Origin of the sequence: Natronoarchaeum sp. GCM10025321 (assembly GCF_042663585.1) — an archaeon.
GTDB lineage: Archaea > Halobacteriota > Halobacteria > Halobacteriales > Natronoarchaeaceae > Natranaeroarchaeum.
Genome location: NZ_JBHTAN010000006.1, coordinates 364,888 through 391,730, shown reverse-complemented (window position 1 = coordinate 391,730; position 26,843 = coordinate 364,888). Strand labels below are relative to the sequence as shown.

The window sequence follows — 26,843 nt, the reverse complement described above, 5'->3', positions numbered from 1 at the left end:
AACCAGTAAAAGTCATACACTATCGATGCCGATGTTCCCGAGGGATATAGACACTTCGTTATTCATAATTTAATATAGTTAATCTTTCCCAAGATAGATCACTTAACGAACAAAGAACATAGTAATCGCTGAAATCACTAATGCTCTTCTAAGTGCCGTCACTCTCTCACTCTCCCGAAACGATTGGCGCCCGAAAATTCGGGGTTATGTATTCTACTCGAGATATCCTAGCTCTTTGAGATGATCTTCGATGAGTTCTTCATCTTCAACACCAGATGTCTCACCGCGACGGCGCTGTTCCATCTCGTCGAGGTGCTCGTCGAGTACGCGTGTAAGCGACCTGTACTGCTGAGTAGCGGCATTTGACTGATCGCCTTCTGGGTCCTCTTGTAGATTCGTATTCAAATCAAGTAATAATTCACCCTCAATATCGTGTCGCATCAGTTTCCAGTTGTTAGCATGTCGAACACCTGCATGATCCCTATTTAATTCGGGCTCAACATCAACAAACAGGTGCTCGCGTTCCTGGACTACGCCGTCATCATCTGGAAGGATACTGTGGCCGTCCCAGTTCGGGGGGAACTCAATTCCGACAGAATCTAGTATTGTCGGTGGGATATCAACGAGACCGATTTGATCATCAATCGTCTCGTTACTCCGTCCTGGAATCGAGATGCCACATGGGACGTGGATCACCTCTTCCCAGAACTGCTGTGGATGCCCACCAAGTCCATGTTCACCGTGCATCTCGCCATGGTCGGCAGTGACGACAATTACCGTTTCATCCCTTACGGAATCCGGCAGAGAAGTAAAGAGTCGTTCGAGCTGATCATCCAGATACTGACATTCAGCTTTGTAAAGCTGTTTTTGTAGCTGCCAATCTTTATCGCTCAGATCATCTGGTCGGTGTGTCGCCGCGCTCGCAAGTTTCTGTGATTTTCTTCGTGAGACGGGTTCTTCAAGATACTGCCGTTGATATTCGTCAGGTGCTTCGTACGGCGCGTGAGTATCCATAGGATGGACCCAGGCAAACCAGTCATTTTCTCTGTCTTCAATCCATTCCGTGACTTGATCTACGAGAACTTCCGCCCGGACGAACCGTGTATCATCTCCTCGGATATTAAGAAGTAGATCATCTATAAGATGATAGCCTCTCAGAATTGCTTTAAAAAGTAGTCCATCTTGATCGAGGCGTCCCCGAACTTCATGTTTGAGACGTTTTTCTGACGATGTCGCACCCGAATCCCACATTGAATCCATTCCTCGGTCGTAGTTGTAATCACTGCTTGCAAAACGATTATCAGTGAAACCCGCGGTCGCATAACCTTCTTCTTGCAGAGTTTCAGCAAGCGTCGGGCGGACATCATCCTCGCCCGGAATACCAAATCCATCGGTACCCCCTGAATACCTACTCCCAAGAAGGGTAGGGAACGACCACGGTGTGCCAGGACCGTTTGCATAACAACGAGTATATTCCATGTTCTTGTCGACAAAACCATGGGTTTTTGGCATAATCTCTGAGGTCACGTGATCTGCACGGAGCGCGTCGACGGTGATATAGAGGACATTCATCAAGACATAAACGAAGGCGAATGTACTAAAATGTAGCTCTTTTAGTGGAACGCCAAGCCAATAAGGGCGATATTGATCTTGAACCGTTAATTGATATCCTCAACTATTTTTCTGATATCCTTTTTAAAATTTTCACGGCTAAACTGTTCTGATGACCGGTTTAATTGAGACAAGAGGTCTTTTTGGAGATCATTATTACTCATAACAGTAGTAATATTACGAACTGCTTCTTCCGGATTTTCGTACGTGAGCAAGTTGCTTTCGTTAACAATCTCTGTTTGTCCCCCGGATCGAGGTACAAATGGAATAGTTCCACTCATCGCCATTTCAGCCACAGCAATACCAAAGTGCTCATATTGTCGTCCATGGATTCCATACTTATGAGAAATTAATGCATTATTCAATTCGGACCGATCAAGCTTGCCTTCTAAAGATACCCAATCATATTTTGAGACTCGATTTTTGATTTCTTGATTATACTGTGTGGACGACTCAGGACCTATGATATGCAAATGTGTATCATATCCAGTTTCTCGTACTGATTTTATCATCTTAATTATTTTTTTAATATTTTTGCTTGGATAGATGCGACCAATACATATAAATCCATCTTCTCTTTTTTCAAATGATTTCGAGTCCTTTGGAGGAACAACAGGAGGATAGACCACCTTAGAGTCTACATTGTACGCTTTTTCTACCATCTTTGCAGTCCATTTTGAATTACTCACCAAACAATCTGACTCATCAAACTCAATATCCATGCCACCCATTCTCCTACATAATAGATTATATATTGGCAGAAGTTGATTATCATTTCCAACTACTCCAGGAATCGATTTACCACCATACTGGGGCACGTGAATGTATTGTAATGTTTGAATATCGTTGATGTCAATTTCATTACTAGTGCTTATAATGGCATCATAATTATGAGAAATTGACTGGGCATATCGGTTTAATAAAGACTTTTTCATTCGCTCTAATCCTATACCAAAATGTTTTTTGGAATATTTTGACGGTATATTTAGAACTCCTGAGTAATCAGGGACAATAACGCTATCAATCCTTGAGTATGTTCCCAACGCCTTATTTAATCCTTCAATATCTGGCTCGCCACTAGTTATGAGATCTACTTTATGATCCTGTTGTAAGGCTTCAATAACATTAAGACAGACTGCATTAGCTCCCCCGGTAGATTTCAATTCAGGGTGCACAACACCTACTCTCATGAATATATGGTCCTGAGTTGCTCTATGGTTATATTCTTTCGCTCCTGTAGTAGTGTCCCAGATCAGTCGTTGCGATGTCAACGTTCGACGTCACAGTGTGCTGGAGCATCGTATTTAATTGTCTTTATACGAGGGTCGATGTCCTCTAGGTCGCCCACCCCGCCGACCGTCGCTTCGATGATTGTGCGCCTTGATGTTCAATCACGTTTTGAATTACAGCGGTTCCGTATCGAGATTGCCCTTTGTATCAACGGTAATTCTATATCTATCACCATTAGAATCTTCGATGACCGGCCCTTTTTGATTGGTCATCTCTATATCGCGATTTTCGACCATGACTTGATCATCAGCGGTCGTCTCTGACTCTCGCCCGACCGCGACCGAATTGGAGTGGTTGACCGCTGCACCCTCGCCGAGTGCGACCCCAAAGTTCGGGCCGACACTCGCGCTTTGCCCAATAGCCACGGCGCCGATTGTGTTGCCGCCAGCATCGGCATTCGCCCCGACAACCGTCGTCCGATTTGTCGCATCCGCCTCCCGGCCAACCGCAGTTGCGTTCATCGCGCTCTGGGCATTGTATCCGATGGCGGTCGCTCCCGTATCCAATGCATTTGCTCCGAATCCGATGACAGTCAAGAGGTCAAAATTCCCATCAGCTTTGTTGTCGCCACCGACAATCACTGCCCGAGACACCTCATCACTTGGACGAATATTATTTCCTAGGACGACGCCTCTCCCTGGATGTTCTGCATTCACACCCATCGCTAGCGATTGATTGGCGGCTCTGGCATGACTGCCAACGGCTAACGATTCCTGACTGCCCGCGATCGCCGTCCGACCGACGGCCATCGGCGGCCACTGCCTCCCGCCCGACATCCGTTCGCGCGTCCCGCCGAGGACGCCCCCGGTGTCTAACTGTGCTGGCGGATGCGCCCCGTCTCGCGACAGAGATCCGGTTAAGATAGTCGTCCGGGTTATCGTCGCGCTCAAGACGGGCAACGAGCCGTCGCCCGGCAATTGCGAAATTCAGAGCGGCAGACTACTCATCGGCCGGGTCAGACTCCTCCCACACACCGGCACCCGTGGTACCGTCCGACGCAGCAATTATCGCGCCAGTTTCTGTAAATTCGCCACCCGTCACCTCATATGCGGAGAAGCCGACGTAGACGGTCCCAGTTTGGTCATCTCGACGACTCAGCAAAGCGATCCCCGGCATCCCCTCCGCTTTTGCAGGCCAATTCCAGATATATTTTAGAACCATATTTTCCGGGTCTTCGGCCCGATGAATCGCGTAGATCCCCGGCGAACTCTGGTTATCCGAACCAAGGACCATCCCGTGCCGTCCGGCGAGGATCGTTGTGATCTGATCCCGTTCTTCGAGGGGGTTGTCGAAATGCTGTAGCCGGTACCAAGTGTCGCCGTCGTCGTCTGAATAAAAGATGCCACCCGCATCAGTGTGGCCGTCAATGGTCCAGAATCGGTCGGCCCACGGGTCATATGCACACCCGTGGTGGTGCATGTCCTCGTGGTGGTCGGGATGTCGCTCCACGGAATCGTACACCTCTGACCACGTGTCCCCTGCATCAGTGCTGATCCAGACATGTCGGCTATCCGGCCGGCTTCCGCCTCCGGCGTAGTGGTTGACGACGAACTTTGTCCCGTCTCCGTCAATACTCCAGCGTCGGATGACGGTCCCATCGTCATCGAGACTGAACACGGATGTCCACGAGACGGATGTTGTCTCGTCGCTGTCCCACCCCGACGACTTATATATCGAGTCGGCAGAAGCGATCAACACCTCGCCGTCATCTGTCGGCAGGATGTGCCGGTCGGGATCGATTGGCGTGTCGACGTGATGGCTCCACGTCTCGCCATCGTCGTCTGACCGATGGATGGAGTGCTGCCCGTCAACCTCCGCACGCCCCCACACATAGCCGTCAAAGGCATTGAGGGGCCATGGGGGATCTCCCAGAGACTCCCGCGTTGGAGCAACAAGAGGGGTCGGATGCAGAGCCATGTGTTCGAAGGACCGAGCACGATCGATGCCTGCCGGCTCCTCAGTGAGCACTGATTGTTCGGTATCGACCGCCTCGTGATGTGTTGTGCTAGGAATGGATTGCTCTTCCGAACCCCGGCCAGCAAAGTACTCCCAGTCTTCAGCTGACGCGTCCCACCGCCAAGTTATCTGCTGATCTGTCGCGTGGTACAGCTCGTCGTCGGACTCTCCCGTGTCGGGTCGTTCCGAGATTGGACCGTGCACGATCGCCTGCACGTCAACCGCGTCGACCGTGTCAATGGTCCCAGTCAGTATCGCCCTGTTCAAACCGGTCTAAATTCAGTCGTGGTGTTTCGTCTACCATGATTAGAGCGTGTCATAGAAAGCGTCACGTACGAAGCAGCAGGGTGCGCGAAGTGTGTCCAACACAAGCGCAACCCTGCAAGATGTAGCTTCGGTAGACGACTTCTTGAATGTCGCGGCTATCGAGACAGTGCCGCTGTTTGAACATCTTGAGTTCGAGTTTCTGCTGGAGTACGACGTGTTCGCCCCCGCTTCGAGGGGGCGAACACGAGTTTACCAGCCACCAGATCTCTTTCGCGGCTTTCTGCACTGCTACTACGAGGATGTGTACGGTACACGCCCGGTTACACGAGAACTTCAGAACGGCCTTGTCTGGTACTACTGCGGACTCGACAAACCGCCATCCAGAGACACCATTGACCGCTTTCTCACTGACCTCGAACAAGTTATCGACGATGTCTTCGACAGACTCGTCGAGCAGGCCGCCGCCCGCGGCCTGCTCGACTCCACGTACTCCATCGATTCGACACACGTTGAAGCGATTCAATACAACGACGCGGCGTCATGGAACTACGATCCAACGGCTGAGGAGTACTACTACGGCTTCGGCTGTACGATCATCTCGACCGGCGCAAAGATCCCGATAGCAGCGGAGTTCACACAGGCCAAACAAGCAGATAAAGAGACGGCGATGCGCGTCACGTGTGACGCGCTCGCCGTCGATATACCGGTCTGGATGCTTGGAGACAGCGCCTACGACATCCTCGACTGGCACGACCACCTGCTGGCCGCAGGGGTCGTGCCAGTCGCCCCATACAACCCGCGAAACACTGACGACCCGAAAGACATCAAGTACAGGGTCGAAGACCGAATCGAGGAACATAGCGAGGACGTGCAGCTGAAACAATCTATCTTGGACGAGACGTACAACAACCGGACAGGCGTCGAACGAACCAACGACGCGGTCAAGGATTGCGGCCTCGGGCATATCCGCGCCCGAGGCCGCGTCCACGCACGAACAGAAGTGTTCCTCGCGCTGTGTCTTCGGATTGTTGTCGCAATCACCAACTACGAGCGAGGAAACGAACCGGGCTGTGAGAAGCTATGAGATGGATTCTATGACACGCTCTGATTAGTTAAGTTGGATGGCCGTACGGGCTGGCCCCGTAGCCAATACCGTATTCTTCGTCATCACCGGTTCCACCACCGCCCCGTCGCTTTCACCGACACCTCCACCTGATGACTCGCCGTCTTGTTCCTCTCCTCCATCATCATCTTCAACACTGCCGTCTCCATCGTCGTTTTCTTGCTGCTTATCGGTGTCTCGCTCGTCGCGCTCTTCGTCTTCGTCAGGATCGTGCTCATTCTGCTTATCAGTGTCTTCTTGATCGTCTCCGCCATCGTCCGCATCGGCGTTGTCAGTGACTCCATCGTCTCCGTATCCGTACGATGACTCGTTGTCTGATGATGTGTTATCGTTGCTAAAACAGACCGCGAAGAGTGCCATGCTACCGGCACTTATGGCCAGTAACTCTCGCCGCTGGAGAGCAATCCTCTCACGGTCCATAAGCTGTTATATTACTACACAAGTATATTATTTTGGTTATTGTTGTTGGTGGTTTTTAGATATTAGGCCTTGGTGAATCACTGTAAGGCAGCAGGAGAGGTCGTCAAATCGAAGGAATTGAAGCGGGAAATCGGCGATGCTCTATGTCGAAGATTTCCCGCTTCACGAGCAAACTAGTATAGAGCGAACCAAGGGTTGAATAGATCACTCCTGAGAGGAGGTAATTAACTAGACAGTGCCTATAGTTTGAGGTTATCGCCCTTTCTTTTATGTCTGTAATAGTACAAACTGAAAACCAAGTACGGTATTAAATATATAAATAATATAATTATAGATACATTATGCCAGAAGATTGGTAGACTCCAGAGGGGTGAGTGCCAAGATAAGACTATACTTGCAGCAATAAGGCCATATATTTGACTTGAAAGGAAACTTTGACTAGATTTTGAATATGCGATTTGTGACACATATCCCCACAAAAAGATTATTACTAAACCAAATACCCCAAAGTCAAGATACGGGATTCCTAGTGCTGTCGCTGTTCCTCCTCCTTGCGTTGGCTCTATAGCTGCATAAACAGATGTTAGATATGCATCGCGTACATCATCTTCTATAAATAAATACTGAAATATAAACCCAAAGGTTTCAAAACCATATGTATGTTCACTTATATATGTGATACTCCGGTGCAAGTTTCCAATATCGTTTGAAAAATAAAAAAGGATTCTATCGATGCTGTACGTCACTGAAGTAATAACTGAATCAGGCGAAGAACGTACTCGTACCACTTCTTGAATTGTCCATACACTAAACCCAATAATAGTGCCTATAATTGGATAAACAACTGGAATTCCTTTATCAGAGATAGATATATACGTGATGAGCGATCCAATAATGGCGGCAGCTAAGAGTAGTCGTTGAGACACTAAAATCGGAAGTACTGTTAATGGTATCAATCCAATAATTAAAAGTGTGGTTAATCTCTGGTTATTATAGTATCTATGATTTATCAATGGATTGTCGCGCCCTATTACAGCAAGGCTCGCTGCTGAGAATATCATCACACTAATGAACCCAGTATATAACAGCCGTGCGCCGGGAAACGGTTTTTGTTCTCTCCACAGCTGACCTGTAGAGTGCCAATCAGACAATAGACCACTTAAGAAAGTACGAAAAGATCCAATCTGATAGATGGCGAGTACGGTCCAGCAAAACAAGAGGAAAAGAATAGCAACACCATATAAATAAAATAACAACAGGGAAATGTCTGATTTTTCCATTGTCTGTTTTATGTACTGATGTCTGAAAATATCATTGGGCATTTTAATTTGTAACTGAACTCGATTTGCGACAAATACACCCAGCAAAAATACTGCTGTTGATATAATAACCCATAAGCTTCCTTCTACGGTAATTGTGGCTCTTGGAACATCATGAAGTCCGTAGACTAACTCTTTCGGACCTATGTATGCGGCAATATGTGAAATAACCCATGTTACGACAAATAATATCGCAGGGGATACATATCTTCTTGTAATATATTTCATGTATTATGTAGTGCGGGTGATATTTTTTATTGTTATTACTAACTTACTTTTTGTATCTCTTCTTAATAAAGATAATACTAATGCTATGTATGTTTTCCACAATAATGGATACAGCATTATGGATTTGAGATAATAAGAAATAGCGTCTTTGAATCTTCGATGTGATTGTAAAAACCTACCCACCGTGAAATACTGCACAGCAAAACTTTTTCTACGCTCATGCCATGGCAAGCTGTTTATATCCTCTTGAATATATTCAAGAACCTGTTTATGAGCTTCCATGCGAGGTTCAACATTACTAGTGATCCGATTATCATTCTCAATATACATAGTCACAAGAGGATCCACAATGTAATCAAAGTCATAATCCCGTGATATTCGAATCCATAATTCATAGTCTTGTCTGGCAGAAAGATCTTCATTAAAACCATCAACTTTATCAAAACAGCTTGAACGGACCATCACAGTTGACGTAGGGTTTATCCAATCCTTTTTTAATTGCTCTTTATAGAGGTCTCCTCGCTTAGAGGGAACTTCTCCAATTTCAACCGCTCCATCGTGTTTGACATAATACCCAGTATAAACTACACCTACTTGCGGTGAACATTCGCGAAAACGAGTGACCTGCCGTTCAAGTTTCTCACAATCCCATTTGTCATCACTATCAATAAATGCTATAAAGTCACCATCAGCTGCTTCAATACCTGTATTTCTTGCAGCGGGTGCACCTCGATTAGTGTCGTGACAAATATAATTGACTTTATCTCCGTATTGTGACATCAATTCAGAGGTATTATCTGATGAGTTATCATCTACTACGAGAAGCTCCAAATCAGAGAAAGATTGATTGATAACACTATCTATTGCTCTTGAAATCACGTCCTCCCGATTGTATGTCGGAAGAACCACACTAACTGTTGGGTCCATTAAAATCACACCCTTATTTGTATATTATTGCTAAACCAATTGGTGACCTTCGATAATGGCTCTTGACTAAAACATTCATTGTTTTTATTATACATGATTAGTACTGGCTACAGACACGGTCAATGCCCTCCTGTAAATAAATTCTGGGTTTCCACCCTGTTGCTTGCTCCATTTTTGAATAGTCTGCACAGGTGTCGTGAATGTATACGTCTTCAGGAATCGGGTTCTCCACGTAATCCGGTTCCACATTCGTACCGAGTTCTTCATTGATCATGTTCACAACCGTATTAAAGTCATAGGCCTGGCTAGTCCCAAGGTTATAGATATCGTCAAGGTCGTATCCGGCTGCTTGTACCAAGCCACGGACAATGTCATCAACATGCGTGAAATCACGAGTCTGATTACCATTGCCATACAATTTTGGTGAGTTACCGTTCGCGATGTCGTCAGCAAACTGAGCTATAACATTGGCGTATTCTCCTTTATGACTCTCAGCACCACCATACCCTTGATACACCGAAAACAAGCGCATCCCTGCTGCTGTCAAGTCATAATGGTTTGAAAAGTACTCAGCGTAACTCTCACGTGCGATCTTTGAGGCCTCTTAGCCAGTATTGACTGTGATATCCATGTCTTCGGGTGAAGGATCAGTACGGCTACCATAGATAGATGATGTAGAGGCGTACACGATCGTATCACAACCGTCTGCCCTTGCCTGTTCAATAACATTAACGAATCCCTCGACGTTCACTCTTGCGCCTGTTGTGGGTTCGTCTTCATGCATCGCGTATGACGACAATGCTGCCAAATGAAATACAACATCTACATCTGTCGGTAGGTCGTCGTCAAGTACACTCGTATTGGAGAAATCAATATTATCGTCCAAGTTCTCGGAGGTTCCGAGATAGGAGTTGTCCACCACTATAACATCATTGCCCTTAGCGAGTTCATTAGCCAGATTTGAACCAATGAATCCTGCACCGCCAGTCACCAAAATACGCCGGTCTTGCATTGTTAAAAACAGTAAATTCTTCCAATAAAAAGGCACCCATTTTTATCATTTACACTGTTCTGGTATCGGACCCAAGGGAGAGACATAAACTGTTTTATATAGTAAATTATGAGAAAAGATGCCCACTGAGTGAATTCTCACAAATCATTATAAGATCGCACCGACTTGATTGTCTACTTTTCTGAGTAGGGGATCATTCCATCCGGATCAGGATACCCAATCGCCATGAGCATGACGACGGTCTCATCAGACTCCAAATTAAGAAGTGATTGCAATTTCCGCTCGTTATTAGGGATCGCTGGCCAGTTGATGCAGCGAGAAGCAAGTCCCTGCGTCTCTAGTGCAAACTGGAAGCCATTCCGAAAGACTGATATCAATGTAGATGACGTGTTTGTCGCGATCATTAAAATACGCTCGCTGCTTGTCGACGATCACCGCGAGGGATGGGACGTTATCACTATATCCAGAAGCACCGATAGCAAGAGACGATAGCTCGTCAATCAGTTCACGGTCATCAAACAATAGATACTGGTAGGACTGTCTGTTGCAGGTGCTCGGCGACTGCATAGCGACTTCCAATGCTTCGTCGGTCTCCTCTCGAGGAACTTCCCGGTCCTGAAACCACCGAGTGCTCGTTCGCTGGACCGCTAATTGTTCCATCTGCTCAGGTGACACTGGAGACTCACCGAGCTCGCGACGCGGGAACAGGACGCGACCGTCCGGAGTATACTCGATCTCTGAGGGGAACTCCGACTCGGCCTCAATGATGATCTCGGTTTGATCCACGGCGTCAAAATATTTTGATAAGACGTCAACGGCCCACTTGAGTTGTTCGTCGTCGGATTCCGGGTCCCATGCCGTCACTAGATCAGCAACGACCTTTCGGATGTACGACTCGGCGAACACCGAGCGTCGGTTAGGCATCGAGAGCCCTTCTTCAATCCTATGCACACTCCGTATGATCTGATGGCATGGTGCCTATCGTTGAGATTCGAACACTTCGTACGCCGCGAGCCCGGACAACACGGAGCGTTGTTCGCTGTAGAACATTCCAGTGACATGAAAGTACAGCGCAGTCAGAATCCGCGACCGGTGATTGAATCGAAGGGCACGGTTCTTCGGAAGAACGCTCCAGACGACGTGCGTAAAGAACTGCCGATAGGCGAAGTGCTTCTCTTTGCGTAGAAGGGTGCTGGTACCCTCCTCATGGTAGACCGAACTCGCGCGATTGAGTACCGAAATCATCCAGTAATTGTTGCAAGAGGACTGACACAGGCATGGGACATCCGAGACACAGAAGCAACTCACTCTTATTCGATGTAGATATCACAACAGATATATCGTCAGTCCAGCAATCTGGACTCGAACGTGACATCTCTCGTCATCGGGTGCGCTCCGTCTATCGAGAGGACGGAGCTCTCGTTTTATGTAAGAAGACCCTACGAAAACTGCACACAAAGAGCTATTGCCGAGCGATTTCCGTACGCGGATACTACTCGCTAAATATCGACGATCGAACCGTCGAGTTCTCTGCACCGACCCCAACGCTGGTAGAACGGAACCGGCAACGCTTCCGGCAAGAATCCGAGGAGATTTATGATTTCTTCGGATCAATTAAAAAGGAGGACGACGTAGTGTACGATATCGGGGCGAATACCGGTCTCTACTCGCTTTTTGCCGCGACAAAGTGCCGACATGGGAAGGTCATCGCATTTGAACCCTATCCGCCAAATGTGGAGATGCTACGACAGGACCTTGAGGGCGGTGTTAACTTAGCCATTGATTCCACCAGACGGCGTGAGCTTGTAGCCATGATTCTGCGGTATCTGGATCAACGTGGCTGAAGCAGTTTGAAAACGAAGATGTTCGTCGTTCTACCTCACGAAAGACACGTTCGACGGCGTTTCGAAAGCCGTGTTGCTGGACGCGGTAGCTGAGATTTTCTCGTCGAAGGCCGGCGATGAGGTCATCTGCGTCATCGACGAGAAACACGGCGTCTGTGACGGCGTGTTTCTCGGTCAGTTCAGTGAGAAACTCTCGTGCAATCGGCACCGTATACGTTGGGAACAGTCGTGAATGGAGAATTTTGTTGGATTCAGGATCAACCGCGGTGTACAGCCAGTATTACTCGTCGTTGATCCGGATCGATTTTTGATCGACCGCAACTCGATCCAGATTCTCACCGCCGCTCGGCTGTAAATCCGCTTTTTGAACCCAGTTGTGAACCGCAGTGCGACTGCGTTTGACACCCGACTCCTCAAGTAACACAACTGTATTCGAGAGTGATAGGCCCGCAAGATGGTGGCGAATACCCTTTTTAATGAGCTGCAGGGGTGTCCTCTCACGCTGCACAAACTCCAAGTTGATCCAGTCTGTAGATTCGTTGAGGCGGTCGGTTTCGGCCATGAACATCCGAATCTTCGACCGCCTCGTTCCTAACTTAACACGACCACCTTGAGCGGAACAGCTTATATAACATCGAGGTCGTGGAGTCCGCACTCTCCGACTCCGTCGGCGAGATCGAGTTCAGCCAGCCCCAGGAGGATGATATCGGATACGGCTCCTCTTCGATTGGTGCCAACGGTACGCGAGAGACACTTACTGTTCCAACGACGACCGGGGATAAACTAGTAGCTCCATTCGTCTTTAGCTAAGCCTCACACCTCGGTTGCGTAGCGGTAGCGAGCGTCTCTTGTAAGATCGGTCGTTGCTGATGAATCTTCTGTGCCTCTTCGATCAGCCGTTCCAGCAACGGCGGTGGCGAGTAGCCAAGGTACTCACCGAGTTCGTGGAGGATGAGCTGGCGTGCGACCGGAAGGTCGCCGCCCAGCGTTCCGGCGGAAACACGATCTCATCAGCGGCCTGCTCAGTGACCAGAGCCAACAGCTCACCACTCACCAACAGCGACAGCAACGCCGCATACACCAAAATCTCTACGACAACAGGGTTGCTCGTGTCGAACTCGTCCAATTCGTACTGCGTCTTCAATTCACGAAACAGCGTTTCTACCTCCCATCGACACCGATACAGCGTTGCTAGATCTTCCGGGAGAAATTCTTCTCGCGGCACGTTCGTGATGTACAGATGGTAGTCGTCGTCGTCCTTGTTGCGGCCGACGACGACGCGGAACCGGTTTGTGTCCGGCGACCGATTTCCCTCATACTGTCCGGATTGAATTGTGTTTCGACCCTAACGTCAATTTACTCCGCAAGAGGCCATCAACCACATCATGGCTCTTCTCGCCTTCCAGGGGAATGGCGCGGGAGTGATCAGCGCAATCCCTGCAGAGAACTCTGTCGAGTCATCAACAATAATCTAATGATCTCACGGGCTCACGCTGTGCCAGCTGCCGATACTTCGGGATAAACACACATGTATCAATTTATATGACTCAGTAACAGATATGGTTGTAAGATGCTCATATCGGTCGTATCTCCCGATCTCTCGCACAACTGTCTCGGTCGCGCGTACGTTCTCGCGCAGCTTATCGAACAGAATTACGATGTCGAAATCGTGGGGCCAAAACTCAAAGGGACGGTATGGGAACCGATCAAGGACGAGTACGAGTACAAAGGGGTCGAAACGGGATCACGAGTGTATCAGTTCCCGTTCGCCGTTCCGAGTCTTTTGGATCGGATCTCCGGAGATCTCGTTTACGTGTCAAAGCCTCGGACGACTAGTTATGGTCTCGGCTTGTTAGCGACAATTGGCCGCGATAGACCGCTCATCCTCGATATCGATGACTGGGAGACGGGTTTTAGTTACCGACACGGACGGCTGGAAACGGTTTTAAAAGGGGTTCCCAGATTAGCATCAATGAACTCGTATTATTATAAAAGATTTCTCGAAGCCCTTTCAGGTGTAGCGGATGCCCGGTCCGTCTCGAACCACTTTCTCCAAGATCGATTCAGTGGCACCCTCGTCCCGCATGCAAAAGACACCGAGAAACTAGATCCATCACGCTTCGAAAAATCGGCCGTACGAAACGACCTCGACTTACCTGCCGAAGAATTTCTTGTGATGTTCGTAGGGACACCTCAACCGTACAAAGGCGTTCATAACCTTGCGAAAGCGGTAACAGAAATCGGACGGGATGACGTACAGACAGTGATTGTCGGAGCACACGACTCTGAGTATGTCGACAAAGTCCGTCGGCTTGGCGGGGACTCAATCATTATTCGCGGAATGCAGCCATTCGATAAGATTCCGAAGTGGATCGCAGCTGCGGATGCCATCGCGATTCCACAGGAAAACAGTCCTGCGACGTGGGGACAGATGCCTTCGAAAGTGTTTGACGCGATGGCAATGGGTAAGCCTGTGATAGCAAGCGATGTGAGTGATCTACCGATCGTCTTGGAGGGTTGCGGTCGGATTATAAAGCCGGGGGACGTTGGAGAATTGCGGGAGTCGATCCTCGCCCTGTACAACGATCCGGAGCTATGTGAAGAACTGGGGACAAAAGCTAGGCAGCGATGTGTTAAAAAGTACAGTTACAATGCTCTTGCCCCCGTTGTTGAAGAGCTAGTCTCTACTGCTTACATATCCGCATGAAATAGCGTCAAGCGACATTAGATTGATACAATAGAGAGGAGGATATTATCGGTAGTTCCTATCGAGTCAGCGAATATAAAATGAGCCGTGACCCACCAAAATTAGCTCGTGTATAGCGATTCACCAGAACCCGACCGTAATTGGTTAAGTTGATCTCGCACCAACGTCTTGAGAGTGGGGCTAAAAAGTACAAATATAGAATAGGAAATAACACCCACCACAATTACAATAGTGAGCTGCACTATGGTTTCCACTGGAGTTATTTGTTCCAGTACCAACAAGCACACAGCCATTAACCCCGACGCTACACAACATTCAAACCATGCCCGAATTGGTGCGCGAATTGTAAGAAATCTCTGTAAATAATACCAGTGAAGTATCACCCCACCGACAAGTGAAGCTAAAGTCGTAGCCACTGCTGCACCAGCGATACCATATTGCTGAATAAGCAGTACATTTAATATAAGATTTAGTATCACTGCTACAATAGTTGCACGCGCGGCAAGATCAGGCCGATTAACAGCTTGTAATGATCTACCTAAGACAGTCTGTACCGATTCAGTTATTTCATCAGTCATCAGGACTATCAGGGCTAACCACGCAATTGCAGCATCTTCACTAAAAACAATAGAGAGGATCTCAACAGAATATAGTGCCACCCCAAAGAATGCGGGAACAACTATTAACGGAGTCAGTGCTAACAATTCCGTTAGCTTCGTTTCAATTTTCTCCTTTGAATCAGAAGCGTGCCAGTTACTGACCTGCGGGAAAAATGTTGTAGAGAGCGCTTTACTAAATATGATGGTGAAACTTGTGATACGCCAAGCGATTTCGTAAGCTCCGACATGTGACGGTGAGAGAAAGTAACCAATGATGACAATATCCATCCAATTATAAAAGTATCCTCCGACAGAGGAGACTAGATTATACTTCGCATATGAAAATAGCGATCGGAAATGCTTAAGCGATGGTCTTGTGGGTTGGATAGATACACGGAGCCATCCAATCACAGATACAGTAACCAATCCAGAAAGTATGCCAAAAATCAAAGCTTCAACTTCCAATCCGTGGATCACCAACAAGACTGAGGTCACAACCCAGATGATCTTCCTAAGTATCTGTAAGGAGGCAGTTTCTTCTACCCGAAGCTCGCCTTTAAGTACGGAAATAGAAAGATTGGCTATTTCTTGTAGTAAAATAGCAATAATCAAATAAACTGCTACAGTGGTCCCGACATATTCGTTTATATAAGGGGCGGTAAGCGCGATTGCAGAACAAATAATCACTATTGGGACAGATTTGATTATAAAAGCACTAGCAAGAAATGCCCCCTGATCCTGTTCCTCGCTAATCCGCTTTTCGATAGCACCACGTAATCCAAAATCGGCAGGAATTGCCAAGATGCCTAAAACAGCTTGGAAAAGAAAAAATATTCCAATAGTTGATAATCCGATGGCACTTTCGAAATATATGATAGCTGCAAATTGAAGGATTGCACTACTAATGTTGGCTAAGAACAGTTTAGAGGTAGAACGAGCAATATTCATCGTGTTTTCAAGAACTCTTTTACGAAAGTACTAACCCTTTATCATATAAGCTCAGAGCTGAGCCTGAAATCAAAATGACCACACATAAACACACATATAATTTAATAAATTTTAAATTCTATAGCATCAATATTATATTTTATAGCATTAATGATACTATAATTAACCCCAATATATACCAACATTGTGACCATATGTTAAAATTTTTGAGAATGACCAGTCATAGGAGAATCTTCGGTTAGTTTCAATGGCACAACGAATATCTCCGAGATTCAACGATCTATAAGGATGTTTTCAAATTGATCGGTTGCATTGTCCCAAGTGAACTGCTGAATATATTCGTGACACTGACCTTTCATCCTTTCAACTCTCTCGGGGTTATCAAGAAGATTTTTTACGGCTGTAACAATTGGAACAGTCTGACGTGCCGGAATAAACTTCACAGACTTCTCTGGGGAGTACTCACGCACCGCACCAACATCCGTAGAGACAACTGCAGTTTTACATGCCATAGCCTCCATCGGAGGCATCCCGTAACCTTCAACCCAACTCGGATAAACGAATATGTCTGCTTGAGAATAAAGTCTTCGAATGTTCTCCTGTGAAGGATCTTCGTGGAATTCAACAAAGTCGGGAATCACGGGACGCTCTTTAGTCCCGAACATGAGGTAATTAACGTCAGGTCGTTCCTCATGGAGACGTTTGAACGACTCAATAGCCTGTTCATCTCCCTTTTCTCGTGAGTTACGATACAATGCGAGGATGGTGGGATCATCGTCGTCGTCCACATTCAGGTCTGGATAGAATGTATCAAAATCGATCCCGTATTTCACTTTTCCACAGTGTTCGTGACCGAGTTCATCAAGCACGTCTTCTTCCCACTCCGAAGTGATAATGAGGTCAAGAGAAAGTTCATACGACTCGTCAACGAGCTTCTTGTAGGATTGAAGATGTGGATCATCCGGAGTAACTTTAGTCATATTTACAGAGGGTCTACCATCAAGCGCTGACGCTTCTTCCCAGCAATCAGAGTCGTCCCAGACTGGCCAAATTTCGTAGTGCTGAACGAAATAAAACTTTTGTCCCTTTGATTCACTCAGAGTGGCCACAGGGTATGCTGTTTCCCACGCTGTTGCTATAGTACAATCGGCTTCAGGAATCCAGCGTTCAAGCATTCTATCGAACCGCGGTTCCATATGTAGTATCTTTTGCTTATCGGCTTTTACAGGCAGCCAGTCAAGCGTTTGCGAGACCCGTGAGACTGTTCCGAGTCCAGACGCACACACCGTGCGAAGGGAACCCATTATTGAATGAGGCATCGTAGGAGCGATGTGAGAAGTGATAATCGTCACATTGTGGCCCCTATCAACCAGTCTGTTCGTGATTTCGACGACGCTTCGGATCCCGCCTGATAACCCGAAATGAGGGAGAAGCACGTTTATTTTCATAATCACTAATTAGGGGTCAGTATAGAAAATGTTGCGACATCGCAGTTGATCACGTGAGTTGATCTTTAGTAATTCCAAACGCCTAAGTCGATCTATTAGTGTTGGGTAAGTAATGGTCCAAATCCACGGTGTTGAGGTCCGCAATCTACAAGTAAACACGGACGAACGGGGGCATTTGGTTGAAATCTACCGAAAGGACTGGGATGAGTATGACCCTAATCCCACAATGTCGTACTATTCAATGACCTACCCAGGAATAACTAGAGCCTGGCATAAGCACCACCGCGGTCAAATTGACTACTTCGTCTGCCCTAAAGGACGAATCCAGATCGCCGTCTATGACGACCGCAACGATTCACCCACACAAGGTGAACTCGAAACTCACATTATCGGCGAACACAATCAAAAAGTAATCAGGATCCCCGGTGATTGCTGGCACGGGTTCAAAGCTATCAGTGATGAGCCCGCATTCCTCATTAACTTCCCGTCGAATCTCTACGATTATGACGAACCTGATGAAGAACGTCTTCCATATGATACAGATAGAATACCTTTTGACTGGGACGAAGAACCGAGTGGATAATCATGAAGGGTGTTCTTCTTTCGGGCGGGACCGGATCTAGACTCCGTCCCATAACCCACACGGGACCCAAGCAGCTTGTACCAGTCGCAAACAAACCAGTCCTCGAATACGCGATTGAAGACCTCAAGGAAGCCGGCATTACCGAAATCGGCGTCATCCTTGGGAATAAAGGTAGAGATGAGATCCAAGAACTTCTCGGCGACGGCTCCGAGTACGGCGTCAAAATCACCTACATCATCCAGGGGAACCCCCTTGGACTCGCACATGCCGCAGGCTGCGCCCGAGACTTCGTCGGCGACGACGATTTCGTGATGTATCTCGGCGACAACATCCTCAAATCCGGCGTCACTAGTCTCGTAGAGAGCTTCGAGGCGGGTGACTACGGCGCAGGCATCGCGCTCCAAGAAGTGGACAACCCACAGGCGTTCGGCATTGCCGACGTCGACGACGAGGACAACGTCACCGAACTCATTGAGAAGCCCGACGATCCGCCGACGAATCTCGCTCTCATCGGGATGTACGTCTTCTCACCCGCGGTCTTCGATGCCATCGACGACCTCGAACCGTCATGGCGTGGCGAGCTCGAAATCACCGACGCGATACAGGATCTCCTCGAAGACGGTCACGAGATCGATTCGCACGTCGTGACCGGCTGGTGGAAAGACACCGGAAAGCCCGAGGACATCCTCGAAGCGAATCGGCTCGTTCTCGAAGATGAGAGCCTCGAAACAGCAGGTACTATCGAGACGGGGGCGGAAGTCGAAGGCCGCGTCGAGCTCCACGAATCTGCCACCATCAAGGACGGTGCGGTCGTCCGTGGCCCGGTTTCCATCGACAAGAACACGACAATCGGGAGTGGCGCCTATGTCGGGCCCTACACCTCCATTGGCGCGAACTCCACGCTTGAAAGCGTCCACATCGAAAACAGCGTCGTCATCGGCAACTCTGAACTCACGGCGTCGGGCCGGATCGTCGACAGCCTACTCGGACGGAACGCGAACGTCGAAAGCGCCGAAGAACTCCTTCCCGAAGGACGCCGACTCGTCGTCGGCGAGAACTCCCAGCTCAAACTCTAACTAAAAATGAGAATCATCACCCACACTTGTCCGACCTGTGGTACCGTCGTCGCGGCGAACGAACTGGAGGACAATCGCGTCATGAAGTGTCCAGGACTCGGCTGTCAGGAGGTTCTCCACTTTGAGGATCTCCCGGAAGACGCGCGCAATCACTTCCTCGGTAACCGAGACCGATATCAGGTATAGTTCGACTCGAAGATATCCCGAATAGCTTCCACATCTTCTCGCAGTGTCGTTTGCGAACGGTCCAGCGTCGCCTCTATGTGTGAAACGTCTAAACCTGTCCCGCGCGAACGACGTTACTGCCAAGTTGCCCGTTTGCGCCGATAACGAGAAGCCCCATACTTTCGCTGCCCCAGTGGCTAGGTCAATATGTTCTCTGGATAATATTAAGCTTACAGACACAAAACGACCGGATGGCCAGATCACCTCACAGATCCCGGATCAAATCGGGTAGTTACAAATTGATTTGTTGTCGGAAGTACTCGACCGATTCACGTAACCCATTCCGCAATCCTACTTCAGGCTCCCACCCCAACTCCGAACACGCTTTCGTGATGTCTGGCCGCCGAACCTCCGGATCCTGCGGCGGGAGCTCCTCATACGTTATTCCGCTCTCACTCCCAGTCACCTCCGACACAACTTCTGCCAGTTCGTTTATCGTCCGCTCGTCGGGGTTTCCAATATTCACTGGCTCTTGCACTTCGGACTCCAGCAACGCCACCAAGCCATCGATCATATCCGACACGTAACAGAAGCTCCGCGTCTGTTCCCCGTCGCCGTACACAGTCAGATCCTTGCCCGTCAGTGCCTGCTTCATAAAGTTCGGGATCACACGGCCGTCATCAAGCCGCATCCGCGGCCCGTACGTGTTGAAGATCCGGGCCACCCGGACATCCAGATCGTGTTTGTCTCGATAGGCACGCACCAGCGACTCTCCATAGCGCTTCGACTCGTCGTAACAAGAGCGCGGCCCATAGGGATCCACATTCCCGCGGTAGGACTCCGGCTGTGGGTTCACTTCGGGGTCGCCATACACCTCGCTCGTCGACGTGAACAGGTACGTCGCTTCTTTTTCCTTCGCCAACCCGAGCGTCTTGTGCGTGCCGAGTGCGCCCACCTTCAGCGTCTTGATCGGGTAATCCCGGTAGAACACTGGTGACGCGAGACTCGCTAAATGAAGGACCGCGTCCAACTCGCCGGAAACATGGATGAACTCCGTCACGTCGTGCTCATAGAATGAGAATCGCTCGTGATAGAAGGCGTCGTCTAGATTCGCTGTCCGCCCGCTCACCTGATTGTCCATCCCGATGACTTCGTGACCGTCCGCCAACAGCCGATCACAGAGGAACGACCCGAGGAAGCCTGCCGCCCCAGTGACGAGAATTCGGCTCACTCGAACTGCTCCTCCAGGAGTTCCTGAACAGCGCCGTTCATATCGCCGTCGTCATGGCGAAGCGCCATTTCGATGTTCGCTTGCAGCCAACTCGGGATGTTCCCGATGTCGTAGCGGTCGCCGTCGAGTTCGACGCCACGCACGTCGTCGAGTTTTCGAATCGCATCCGTTAGTTGGAGTTCACCACCGACACCTGGCTCCGTTGCTTCGAGGATGCCGAAGATCTTCGAGGTAAGAATGTATCTTCCCGTAATCGCGAGATTCGAGGGAGCTTCGTCCTGTGGGGGTTTTTCGACGAAATCGTTGACTGGGAAGCTCTCCGCAGTCGCGTCCACGTCAGCGGTATCAGCGACTCCATACGAGGGTACTTGCTCCCAGGGAACCCGTTCGAGCGAGAGCGTCGATGTGTCATGTTTCTCGGCAGCTGAAATGAGGTTCTCGGTGCATGGCGTTCCGTTCTCGATGATTGTGTCGCCCAACAGGAGCGCGAACGGTTCGTCACCCACGTGTTTTTGAGCGTACAACACGGCGTCACCGAGGCCGTCTCGTTCTTTCTGCCGAACGTAGTGAATGTCAGCTAGATCCGCGATCTCCTGTACGCGATCGAGCCGATCAAGCTTTCCGTCAGCCTCCAGTTCCTCTTCAAGTTCGTAGGACTTGTCGAAGTGCCGTTCGATAGCCTGCTTACCGCGGCCGGTAATGATGAGAATATCGTCAATCCCGGATTCGACTGCTTCCTCGACCACATACTGGATCGTTGGCTTGTCCAAGACGGGCATCATCTCTTTCGGTTGCGCCTTGGTCACCGGCAAGAAGCGAGTACCGAACCCCGCTGCAGGAATGACTGCCTTCGTTACATCCATGAGTCATAACGATGTCAACGCTCCCGATAAATATTGTTTGTCATTGGATCGTAACCTGTCGGTCTGAGATTCGGACTTCACAACGACCCTTGAGAACCCTGAATGGGAACCTGACCAGACGTTTCTTATCAGTGACTCACGAATGGACAGTTGAGATGCGTCTTTCCATCATCGGCAGTGGCTACGTGGGAACGACAATCGCGGCGTGTTTCGCGGATCTCGGGCACGACGTGGTCAACATAGATATCGACGAGGAGATCGTAAAGACGATTAACCACGGGCAGGCCCCCATCCACGAGACAGGACTCGACGAACTCATCGCCGACCACGCCGGCCCCAAGGGTACCGGCCGCCTCCGGGGGACCACGGACTACGACACCGTCCTCGATACAGACGTAACGTTCCTCTGCCTGCCGACCCCACAAAACGACGACGGCAGCATCGACCTCTCGATCATGGAAGCAGGCGCAACCCAACTCGGGCAGACTCTCGGGAATGCTCCCGACTGGCACACGGTGATCGTCAAAAGCACGGTCGTGCCCGGATCCACGGAGGATGTCATCACACCGATCCTCGAAGCAGAGAGCGGCAAGACCGCTGGCGAGGACTTTGGCGTCGGGATGAATCCGGAGTTCCTGCGCGAGGGGACCGCTGTTGAGGACTTCCTACACCCGGACAAGGTTGTCCTCGGTGCCGACGACGAGCACGCACTCGCAGACGCTCGCCATGTGTTCGACCCGCTTGTCAGCCAGGCCGATGCGCCGGTCGTTGAGACCGACACTCGCACCGCGGAGATGATTAAGTACGCTAACAACAGCTTCCTTGCGGCGAAGATCAGCCTCATCAACGACCTCGGAAACATCTGTGAGGAGTTCGGGATCGACTCATATGAAGTCGCGGCCGCGATCGGCCTCGACGACCGCATCGGCGAGCAGTTCCTCCGTAGCGGCGTGGGGTGGGGTGGAAGCTGCTTCGGAAAGGACGTAGCAGCAATCATCGCGGCGGCTACAGACGCTGGATACGAACCGCCGCTTCTGAACGCGGCCGTCGAGGTCAACAACCGCCAGCCGCACCGATTGGTCGATCAACTCGCGGAGCATCGTACGCTTGACGGTGCACGGATCGCCGTGCTCGGTTTGGCATTCAAACCTGGAACCGACGACATGCGGAATTCGCAGGCAATCCCTGTGATCCATCGACTTCAAGAGCGTGGGGCGGCCGTGACCGCCTACGATCCCGTCGCAACGGAAAACGCCAAAGAGTATCTCGATGATGTCGCGTACGCCAACTCGGCCGCAGGCGCGCTAGCCGACGCCGATGGCGCGGTCGTCGTCACCGACTGGGACGAGTTCAAGACGCTTGACGAAGAGTTCGACGCGATGGCCGCCCCGATCGTTGTCGACGGTAGACGAATCATCGAGCGCCGCAACGGAATCACGTACGAGGGATTAACCTGGTGACCTCGAGTGTCTCTAGCTTGTGGGTCAGAACGAGGCACTGGAGATGCCGACAAGCGGTCTCAGTAGCTGAGAGCTGATTTGCGCCTGACACGGTTCAACTCGAATCGAGTCGGGATTCAAGTGACTGCTGGTCCATATTCGATTAATGACAACCGACCGCGAGTTGAACCCGTCTGAAGAGTGGCACTCGATTGTCGAACACGTCCCGCTCGTCTCAGTCGACCTCGTCGTCGAATACGACGACGGCGTCCTCTTGGGAAAACGCAAGAATGAACCTCCGAAAGACGAATGATTCGTCCCCGGCGGAAGGGTACTAAAAAACGAATATCACATGAATGCAGTCCTCCGTGTGGCGGAGGAAGAACTCGACGAACCAGTGGTAATCGACGAGTGTCTCGGCATCTACGAGCACTTTCATGACACATCCGAGATCGACGACGTCGACTTGAAACACTACCTCGCGACTGGTTATCGCTGCCGCCTCGAGCGCGATCACGACCGATGATCAACACAGCGCATTCGAGGTGTTCCGGCGACCGTATCAGGATCACCATCGATACGTTGAACAGTATCTCGACACAATCGGACAGAACTGACCCCAACTACATTGTTGATAGCTCTAAAACGACAAAACTTCTGTTCGTACGTGGACGCGGCCTCGGGCGCGAACGTGCTTCAGGCCGCAGTCCTTGACTACATCGTTGGTTCGTTCGACTCCTGTCCGGTGGTTGAACGTCTCGGACCGTGTCATAGAACAGTTCTCATGATTTCGATAACCGTCTGGAAACGCCGTAAACTTGGTTCAAGCCGTTTATACTGGGCTACACAGGCAAAAAAGGGCTCTGGTGAATCGCCATATGGCGTTGGGATACAGCTTTTGAGCGTCCGTTGTAACCTCCTTCGACAAGCATCAATCGAAGGTTTTGCGGAGATAGCCGCCGCTGAGAATGAATCCCGGGATATTATCGCCATGATTGCCCGTCAGTTTAGACCCCAATCCCGACGCAGCCTAGTGATTCACCAAAGCCGTTAGAGATGAAGATCTGGCGAGTGCTGCTGCGTCTCTCGGCGCAGCTGCACGACACCGCTGATCACGCCGTGATGGACGCGACGTTCTTCGACCGCGAAACCGCCAGCAAGCACTACTGCCGCCGGACGAATTATCGCGTTCAAACGCTGAAAACAACCGCACTCGTCGATACAAAAACACAAGCAGTCCTCGACGTTCATTGTACGACCGAGAAACGTCACGACACGCAGATCGGCTGGCAACTCGCCCGCCGCAACGCGGGCGAGATTGCCAGCCTCGCCGCCGACAAAGGCTACGATTGGCAGCAATTACGCGAGAAATTACGCGAAGAAGGTGTAAGACCGTTGATCAAGCACCGCGAGTTCCGACCCATCGATCACGCGCACAACGCGCGGATCGATGGATCTCTATACGGTCAACGAGCACTGTCTGAGACCGTCTTCTCCACGATCAAGCGCACGCTCGGCCACGCGGTGCGTGCCTGAGCGTGGTACCGCGAATTTCGTGAGATCGTCCTGATGTGTGCGGTCTACAACATCAAGCGAGCCGTGAAACAGTGAAATCAAACGCCTTCTGGCGATTCACCAGAGCCGACGAGGAGGAACGCGATCATTTCATCGAAAACAGAGATCAGTACCGCCTCTGACTGGCGAACCTACAATTTTCGATTCTACTGCTCAGTCGAGAGCTGCTGATATCTCATCTGTAAGGACTGGTCGATCGCGGCTAGTCAGTGTCCTCGCAAGTGTCGTCGTCAGACACGTGTAAACCGGTCGCGGGGCGGGCCGATCAACGTCGTCAAGTGATCCCTCTTCGACCAATCCCGGATCAGCCAGACCGGAACTCTCGATCAAGGCTTTCCCGAATTCATAGGGCGTTACACAGTCTCGGCTCGCGACGTGGAATATACCATCTACGTCTTCTTCAAGTAATGCCAACACGACATCCGCCGCGTACTCCGCGCGCGTCGGTGTCACATACTGATCAGTAAAGGCTGGCACCGACTGCCCCTCACGTGCCCGGGCGAGTACCCACGCTGGGAACCCCTCCAGTTCCCCAGTCGCACCGTGGCGTCCCCAGACGAAGGAGAGCCGACAGACGATCGCGTCCGGATCGGCGTCAAGTACCTGCTGTTCGCCCGTCAGCTTCGTCTTACCGTATACTTGGACCGGGTTCGGTTCGTCGTTCTCCGCGTATGGTTCCTCGGCCTCGCCGTCAAAGACGTAGTCCGTCGAGAGGTGGACAAAGGAGATCCCGAGTTCGGCACAGACTCCGGCCAGATAACCTGGCGCATCGCCGTTGACAGTACGTGCAAGGTCTGGGTTCTCTTCACACCCGTCAACATCAGTGTAGGCAGCACAATTCACAACAGAGTCGGGCTCAACCTGCTCCACGATTTCCCGAACCTGTTCGGAATCACGGATATCGAGCTTGAACAGATCGACATCGAATGCGGGCCGTTCAGTATGATACGTGCCAGAAACGTCGATACTTCGATCCAGACAGGTTCGAACCAGCGAACTCCCGACAAGCCCGTTCGCCCCGATGACCAGTACGTGCATGCAAACGTGTTGGACAAGAAAGAAATAAAGTGCTGCCGATTCGAGTACCGCCTAATGAAAGCCTTGGTCACGGGCGGAGCGGGATTCATCGGCTCGAACTTCGTCAACTGGGCGCTTGAAGCGGATCGCTATGACGAGATTACGACTGTTGACTCGCTCACCTATGCAGGGACGACTGAAAATCTGAAGGAGACACTTGACGACGACCGTCACGAGTTCATCGAGGGCGACATCCGGGACGAGGAGATCATGGATAATCTGGTTGCGGAGGCCGATTATATCTTCAACTTCGCTGCGGAGTCCCACGTCGACCGCTCGATTGAGGACGCTAGTGAGTTTGTCTCGACGAACGTGGACGGCACGCGCGTCCTGCTTGATGCAGCCGTCGAGCACGGCGTCGAGCGGTTCGTCCAGATCTCTACAGACGAGGTGTACGGCGAAATCCTCGATGGCGAATTCTCGGAAGACGACCCGCTTGCGCCGCGGAACCCCTACTCTGCAACGAAGGCGAGTGCTGACTTACTTGTCGGGAGCTACTACGAGACTCACGACCTTCCGACGATCATCACACGCTCCTCGAACAACTTCGGCCCACACCAGCACACTGAGAAACTGATCCCAAAGTTCATCACCCGCTCGCTCGCTGGCGAAGAGCTTCCCGTCTACGGCGACGGTTCGAACATCCGTGAGTGGACCTATGTCGTCGACAACTGCCGCGGGATCGATATCGCCGCCCGTGAGGGCAATCCCGGCGAGGTGTACAACGTCGGCGCGAGCGAGGAACGGACGAACCTCGAAGTGACTGAGGCGATCCTCGACGCGACGAGCGGCTCCGAAGAGCAGATCACTTTTGTCGAGGACCGACCGGGCCATGACCAGCGCTACGCACTCGACACGAGCAAACTCGAAGCGCTGGGCTGGAAGCCCGAGTGGACCTTTGAGGAGGGGCTCGTGAAGACCGTTGATGGGTTGCAGTGAGTTACAAACTGGTCGCAATATTCTATCTCACTAAAATCCTGAAGCTGATCCACTTCTCAGCACCAGTGTGAGAGTACATTTCTGCTCTCACCCTCAATCGGAGAGGCTTGGCCAGGTAGTTCAGGAACACAAAAAGAGTACGTTTCGTGTGCTTTCCAGCATCAGAGAGAATCCGATAGTAAATCGAGCTAGCCCA

Annotated in this window: 21 protein-coding genes and 6 pseudogenes; 10 read left to right on the top strand and 17 right to left on the bottom strand. The window is 50.4% G+C overall.

Annotated elements, in window-relative coordinates; translation table 11 throughout:
* Positions 1–213: 213 nt before the first annotated feature.
* The 4 genes from ACFQL3_RS04760 to ACFQL3_RS04745 form a co-directional block, all read right to left on the bottom strand.
* Positions 214–1,572 carry a sulfatase-like hydrolase/transferase gene (locus tag ACFQL3_RS04760; RefSeq protein WP_377051882.1) on the bottom strand — a complete coding sequence of 453 codons (1,359 nt, stop codon included), beginning with the start codon at positions 1,570–1,572 and terminating at the stop codon, positions 214–216.
* Positions 1,573–1,658: 86 nt separating this feature from the next.
* The gene (locus ACFQL3_RS04755; protein WP_377051880.1) at positions 1,659–2,801 is read right to left on the bottom strand and encodes a glycosyltransferase; all 1,143 of its coding nucleotides are present in this window, start codon (positions 2,799–2,801) and stop codon (positions 1,659–1,661) included.
* 213 nt (positions 2,802–3,014) lie between these two features.
* Complete coding sequence (locus ACFQL3_RS04750) at positions 3,015–3,650, bottom strand: hypothetical protein (RefSeq protein ID WP_377051878.1); 636 nt, start codon at positions 3,648–3,650, stop codon at positions 3,015–3,017.
* A gap of 190 nt (positions 3,651–3,840) precedes the next feature.
* Positions 3,841–5,073 carry a WD40/YVTN/BNR-like repeat-containing protein gene (locus ACFQL3_RS04745; protein WP_377051876.1) on the bottom strand — a complete coding sequence of 411 codons (1,233 nt, stop codon included), beginning with the start codon at positions 5,071–5,073 and terminating at the stop codon, positions 3,841–3,843.
* Positions 5,074–5,215: 142 nt separating this feature from the next.
* On the opposite strand from ACFQL3_RS04745, the gene ACFQL3_RS04740 reads away from it, so the two are divergent.
* Positions 5,216–6,208: a transposase gene (locus tag ACFQL3_RS04740; RefSeq protein WP_377051182.1), complete on the top strand. Its 993-nt coding sequence runs from the start codon at positions 5,216–5,218 to the stop codon at positions 6,206–6,208.
* A gap of 24 nt (positions 6,209–6,232) precedes the next feature.
* Here ACFQL3_RS04740 and ACFQL3_RS04735 read toward each other — a convergent pair whose 3' ends face one another.
* From ACFQL3_RS04735 to ACFQL3_RS04715, 5 genes and pseudogenes are all read right to left on the bottom strand, one after another.
* Positions 6,233–6,667 carry a hypothetical protein gene (locus tag ACFQL3_RS04735; protein ID WP_377051059.1) on the bottom strand — a complete coding sequence of 145 codons (435 nt, stop codon included), beginning with the start codon at positions 6,665–6,667 and terminating at the stop codon, positions 6,233–6,235.
* Between the two features lie 239 nt (positions 6,668–6,906).
* Positions 6,907–8,214 (bottom strand): O-antigen polymerase, encoded by a 1,308-nt coding sequence (locus ACFQL3_RS04730; protein WP_377051061.1) that lies wholly within the window; start codon positions 8,212–8,214, stop codon positions 6,907–6,909.
* A 3-nt stretch (positions 8,215–8,217) separates the two neighbouring features.
* Complete coding sequence (locus ACFQL3_RS04725; protein ID WP_377051063.1) at positions 8,218–9,141, bottom strand: glycosyltransferase family 2 protein; 924 nt, start codon at positions 9,139–9,141, stop codon at positions 8,218–8,220.
* Positions 9,142–9,238: 97 nt separating this feature from the next.
* Positions 9,239–10,153: pseudogene (locus ACFQL3_RS04720) on the bottom strand (NAD-dependent epimerase/dehydratase family protein).
* A gap of 288 nt (positions 10,154–10,441) precedes the next feature.
* Positions 10,442–11,077, bottom strand: coding sequence for a nitroreductase family protein (locus tag ACFQL3_RS04715; protein ID WP_377051065.1), 636 nt, complete (start codon positions 11,075–11,077; stop codon positions 10,442–10,444).
* A gap of 353 nt (positions 11,078–11,430) precedes the next feature.
* On the opposite strand from ACFQL3_RS04715, the gene ACFQL3_RS04710 reads away from it, so the two are divergent.
* Positions 11,431–11,997 (top strand): FkbM family methyltransferase, encoded by a 567-nt coding sequence (locus tag ACFQL3_RS04710; RefSeq protein WP_377051067.1) that lies wholly within the window; start codon positions 11,431–11,433, stop codon positions 11,995–11,997.
* Here ACFQL3_RS04710 and ACFQL3_RS04705 read toward each other — a convergent pair.
* Positions 11,921–12,559, bottom strand: a pseudogene (locus ACFQL3_RS04705) (IS6 family transposase). The gene ACFQL3_RS04710 and the pseudogene ACFQL3_RS04705 overlap by 77 nt on opposite strands.
* Before the next feature lie 244 nt (positions 12,560–12,803).
* Positions 12,804–13,415 (bottom strand): annotated as a pseudogene (locus ACFQL3_RS04700) (transposase); the annotation flags it as partial.
* A gap of 152 nt (positions 13,416–13,567) precedes the next feature.
* On the opposite strand from ACFQL3_RS04700, the gene ACFQL3_RS04695 reads away from it, so the two are divergent.
* Positions 13,568–14,704, top strand: coding sequence for a glycosyltransferase (locus ACFQL3_RS04695; RefSeq protein ID WP_377051874.1), 1,137 nt, complete (start codon positions 13,568–13,570; stop codon positions 14,702–14,704).
* Positions 14,705–14,805: 101 nt separating this feature from the next.
* Here the strand turns inward: ACFQL3_RS04695 and ACFQL3_RS04690 are convergent, their stop codons facing one another.
* Positions 14,806–16,251, bottom strand: a complete 1,446-nt coding sequence (locus ACFQL3_RS04690; RefSeq protein ID WP_377051872.1) for an oligosaccharide flippase family protein — start codon at positions 16,249–16,251, stop codon at positions 14,806–14,808.
* Between the two features lie 272 nt (positions 16,252–16,523).
* Positions 16,524–17,699 (bottom strand): glycosyltransferase family 4 protein, encoded by a 1,176-nt coding sequence (locus ACFQL3_RS04685; protein WP_377051870.1) that lies wholly within the window; start codon positions 17,697–17,699, stop codon positions 16,524–16,526.
* 112 nt (positions 17,700–17,811) lie between these two features.
* Between ACFQL3_RS04685 and ACFQL3_RS04680 the strand changes: the two genes are divergently transcribed.
* The 3 genes from ACFQL3_RS04680 to ACFQL3_RS04670 are packed head-to-tail and all read left to right on the top strand — an operon-like array spanning position 17,812 to position 19,544.
* Positions 17,812–18,282, top strand: a complete 471-nt coding sequence (locus ACFQL3_RS04680) for a dTDP-4-dehydrorhamnose 3,5-epimerase family protein (RefSeq protein WP_377051868.1) — start codon at positions 17,812–17,814, stop codon at positions 18,280–18,282.
* Positions 18,283–18,284: 2 nt separating this feature from the next.
* Positions 18,285–19,358 carry a glucose-1-phosphate thymidylyltransferase gene (locus tag ACFQL3_RS04675; RefSeq protein ID WP_377051866.1) on the top strand — a complete coding sequence of 358 codons (1,074 nt, stop codon included), beginning with the start codon at positions 18,285–18,287 and terminating at the stop codon, positions 19,356–19,358.
* A 6-nt stretch (positions 19,359–19,364) separates the two neighbouring features.
* Positions 19,365–19,544, top strand: coding sequence for a hypothetical protein (locus ACFQL3_RS04670; RefSeq protein ID WP_377051864.1), 180 nt, complete (start codon positions 19,365–19,367; stop codon positions 19,542–19,544).
* Between the two features lie 271 nt (positions 19,545–19,815).
* Here the strand turns inward: ACFQL3_RS04670 and ACFQL3_RS04665 are convergent, their stop codons facing one another.
* Together ACFQL3_RS04665 and galU are read right to left on the bottom strand one after the other, a co-directional pair.
* On the bottom strand, positions 19,816–20,754 hold the full coding sequence (locus ACFQL3_RS04665) for a UDP-glucuronic acid decarboxylase family protein (RefSeq protein ID WP_377051862.1): 939 nt from the start codon (positions 20,752–20,754) through the stop codon (positions 19,816–19,818).
* On the bottom strand, positions 20,751–21,617 hold the full coding sequence (gene galU, locus ACFQL3_RS04660; protein ID WP_377051860.1) for a UTP--glucose-1-phosphate uridylyltransferase GalU: 867 nt from the start codon (positions 21,615–21,617) through the stop codon (positions 20,751–20,753). Before galU ends, ACFQL3_RS04665 begins: the two co-directional genes overlap by 4 nt.
* A 155-nt stretch (positions 21,618–21,772) precedes the next feature.
* On the opposite strand from galU, the gene aglM reads away from it, so the two are divergent.
* Both aglM and ACFQL3_RS04650 read left to right on the top strand, forming a co-directional pair.
* Positions 21,773–23,077 carry a UDP-glucose 6-dehydrogenase AglM gene (gene aglM / locus ACFQL3_RS04655; protein WP_377051858.1) on the top strand — a complete coding sequence of 435 codons (1,305 nt, stop codon included), beginning with the start codon at positions 21,773–21,775 and terminating at the stop codon, positions 23,075–23,077.
* A 145-nt stretch (positions 23,078–23,222) separates the two neighbouring features.
* Positions 23,223–23,673: pseudogene (locus ACFQL3_RS04650) on the top strand (NUDIX domain-containing protein).
* A 23-nt stretch (positions 23,674–23,696) separates the two neighbouring features.
* On the opposite strand, the pseudogene ACFQL3_RS04645 reads toward ACFQL3_RS04650, so the two are convergent.
* Positions 23,697–23,816: pseudogene (locus ACFQL3_RS04645) on the bottom strand (IS5/IS1182 family transposase); the annotation flags it as partial.
* Between the two features lie 293 nt (positions 23,817–24,109).
* Between ACFQL3_RS04645 and ACFQL3_RS04640 the strand changes: the two are divergent.
* Positions 24,110–24,667, top strand: a pseudogene (locus ACFQL3_RS04640) (IS5 family transposase); the annotation flags it as partial.
* Positions 24,668–24,784: 117 nt separating this feature from the next.
* On the opposite strand, the gene rfbD reads toward ACFQL3_RS04640, so the two are convergent.
* On the bottom strand, positions 24,785–25,669 hold the full coding sequence (rfbD, locus tag ACFQL3_RS04635) for a dTDP-4-dehydrorhamnose reductase (protein WP_377051856.1): 885 nt from the start codon (positions 25,667–25,669) through the stop codon (positions 24,785–24,787).
* 54 nt (positions 25,670–25,723) lie between these two features.
* Between rfbD and rfbB the strand changes: the two genes are divergently transcribed.
* On the top strand, positions 25,724–26,647 hold the full coding sequence (rfbB, locus tag ACFQL3_RS04630) for a dTDP-glucose 4,6-dehydratase (protein ID WP_377051854.1): 924 nt from the start codon (positions 25,724–25,726) through the stop codon (positions 26,645–26,647).
* Positions 26,648–26,843 lie beyond the last annotated feature (196 nt).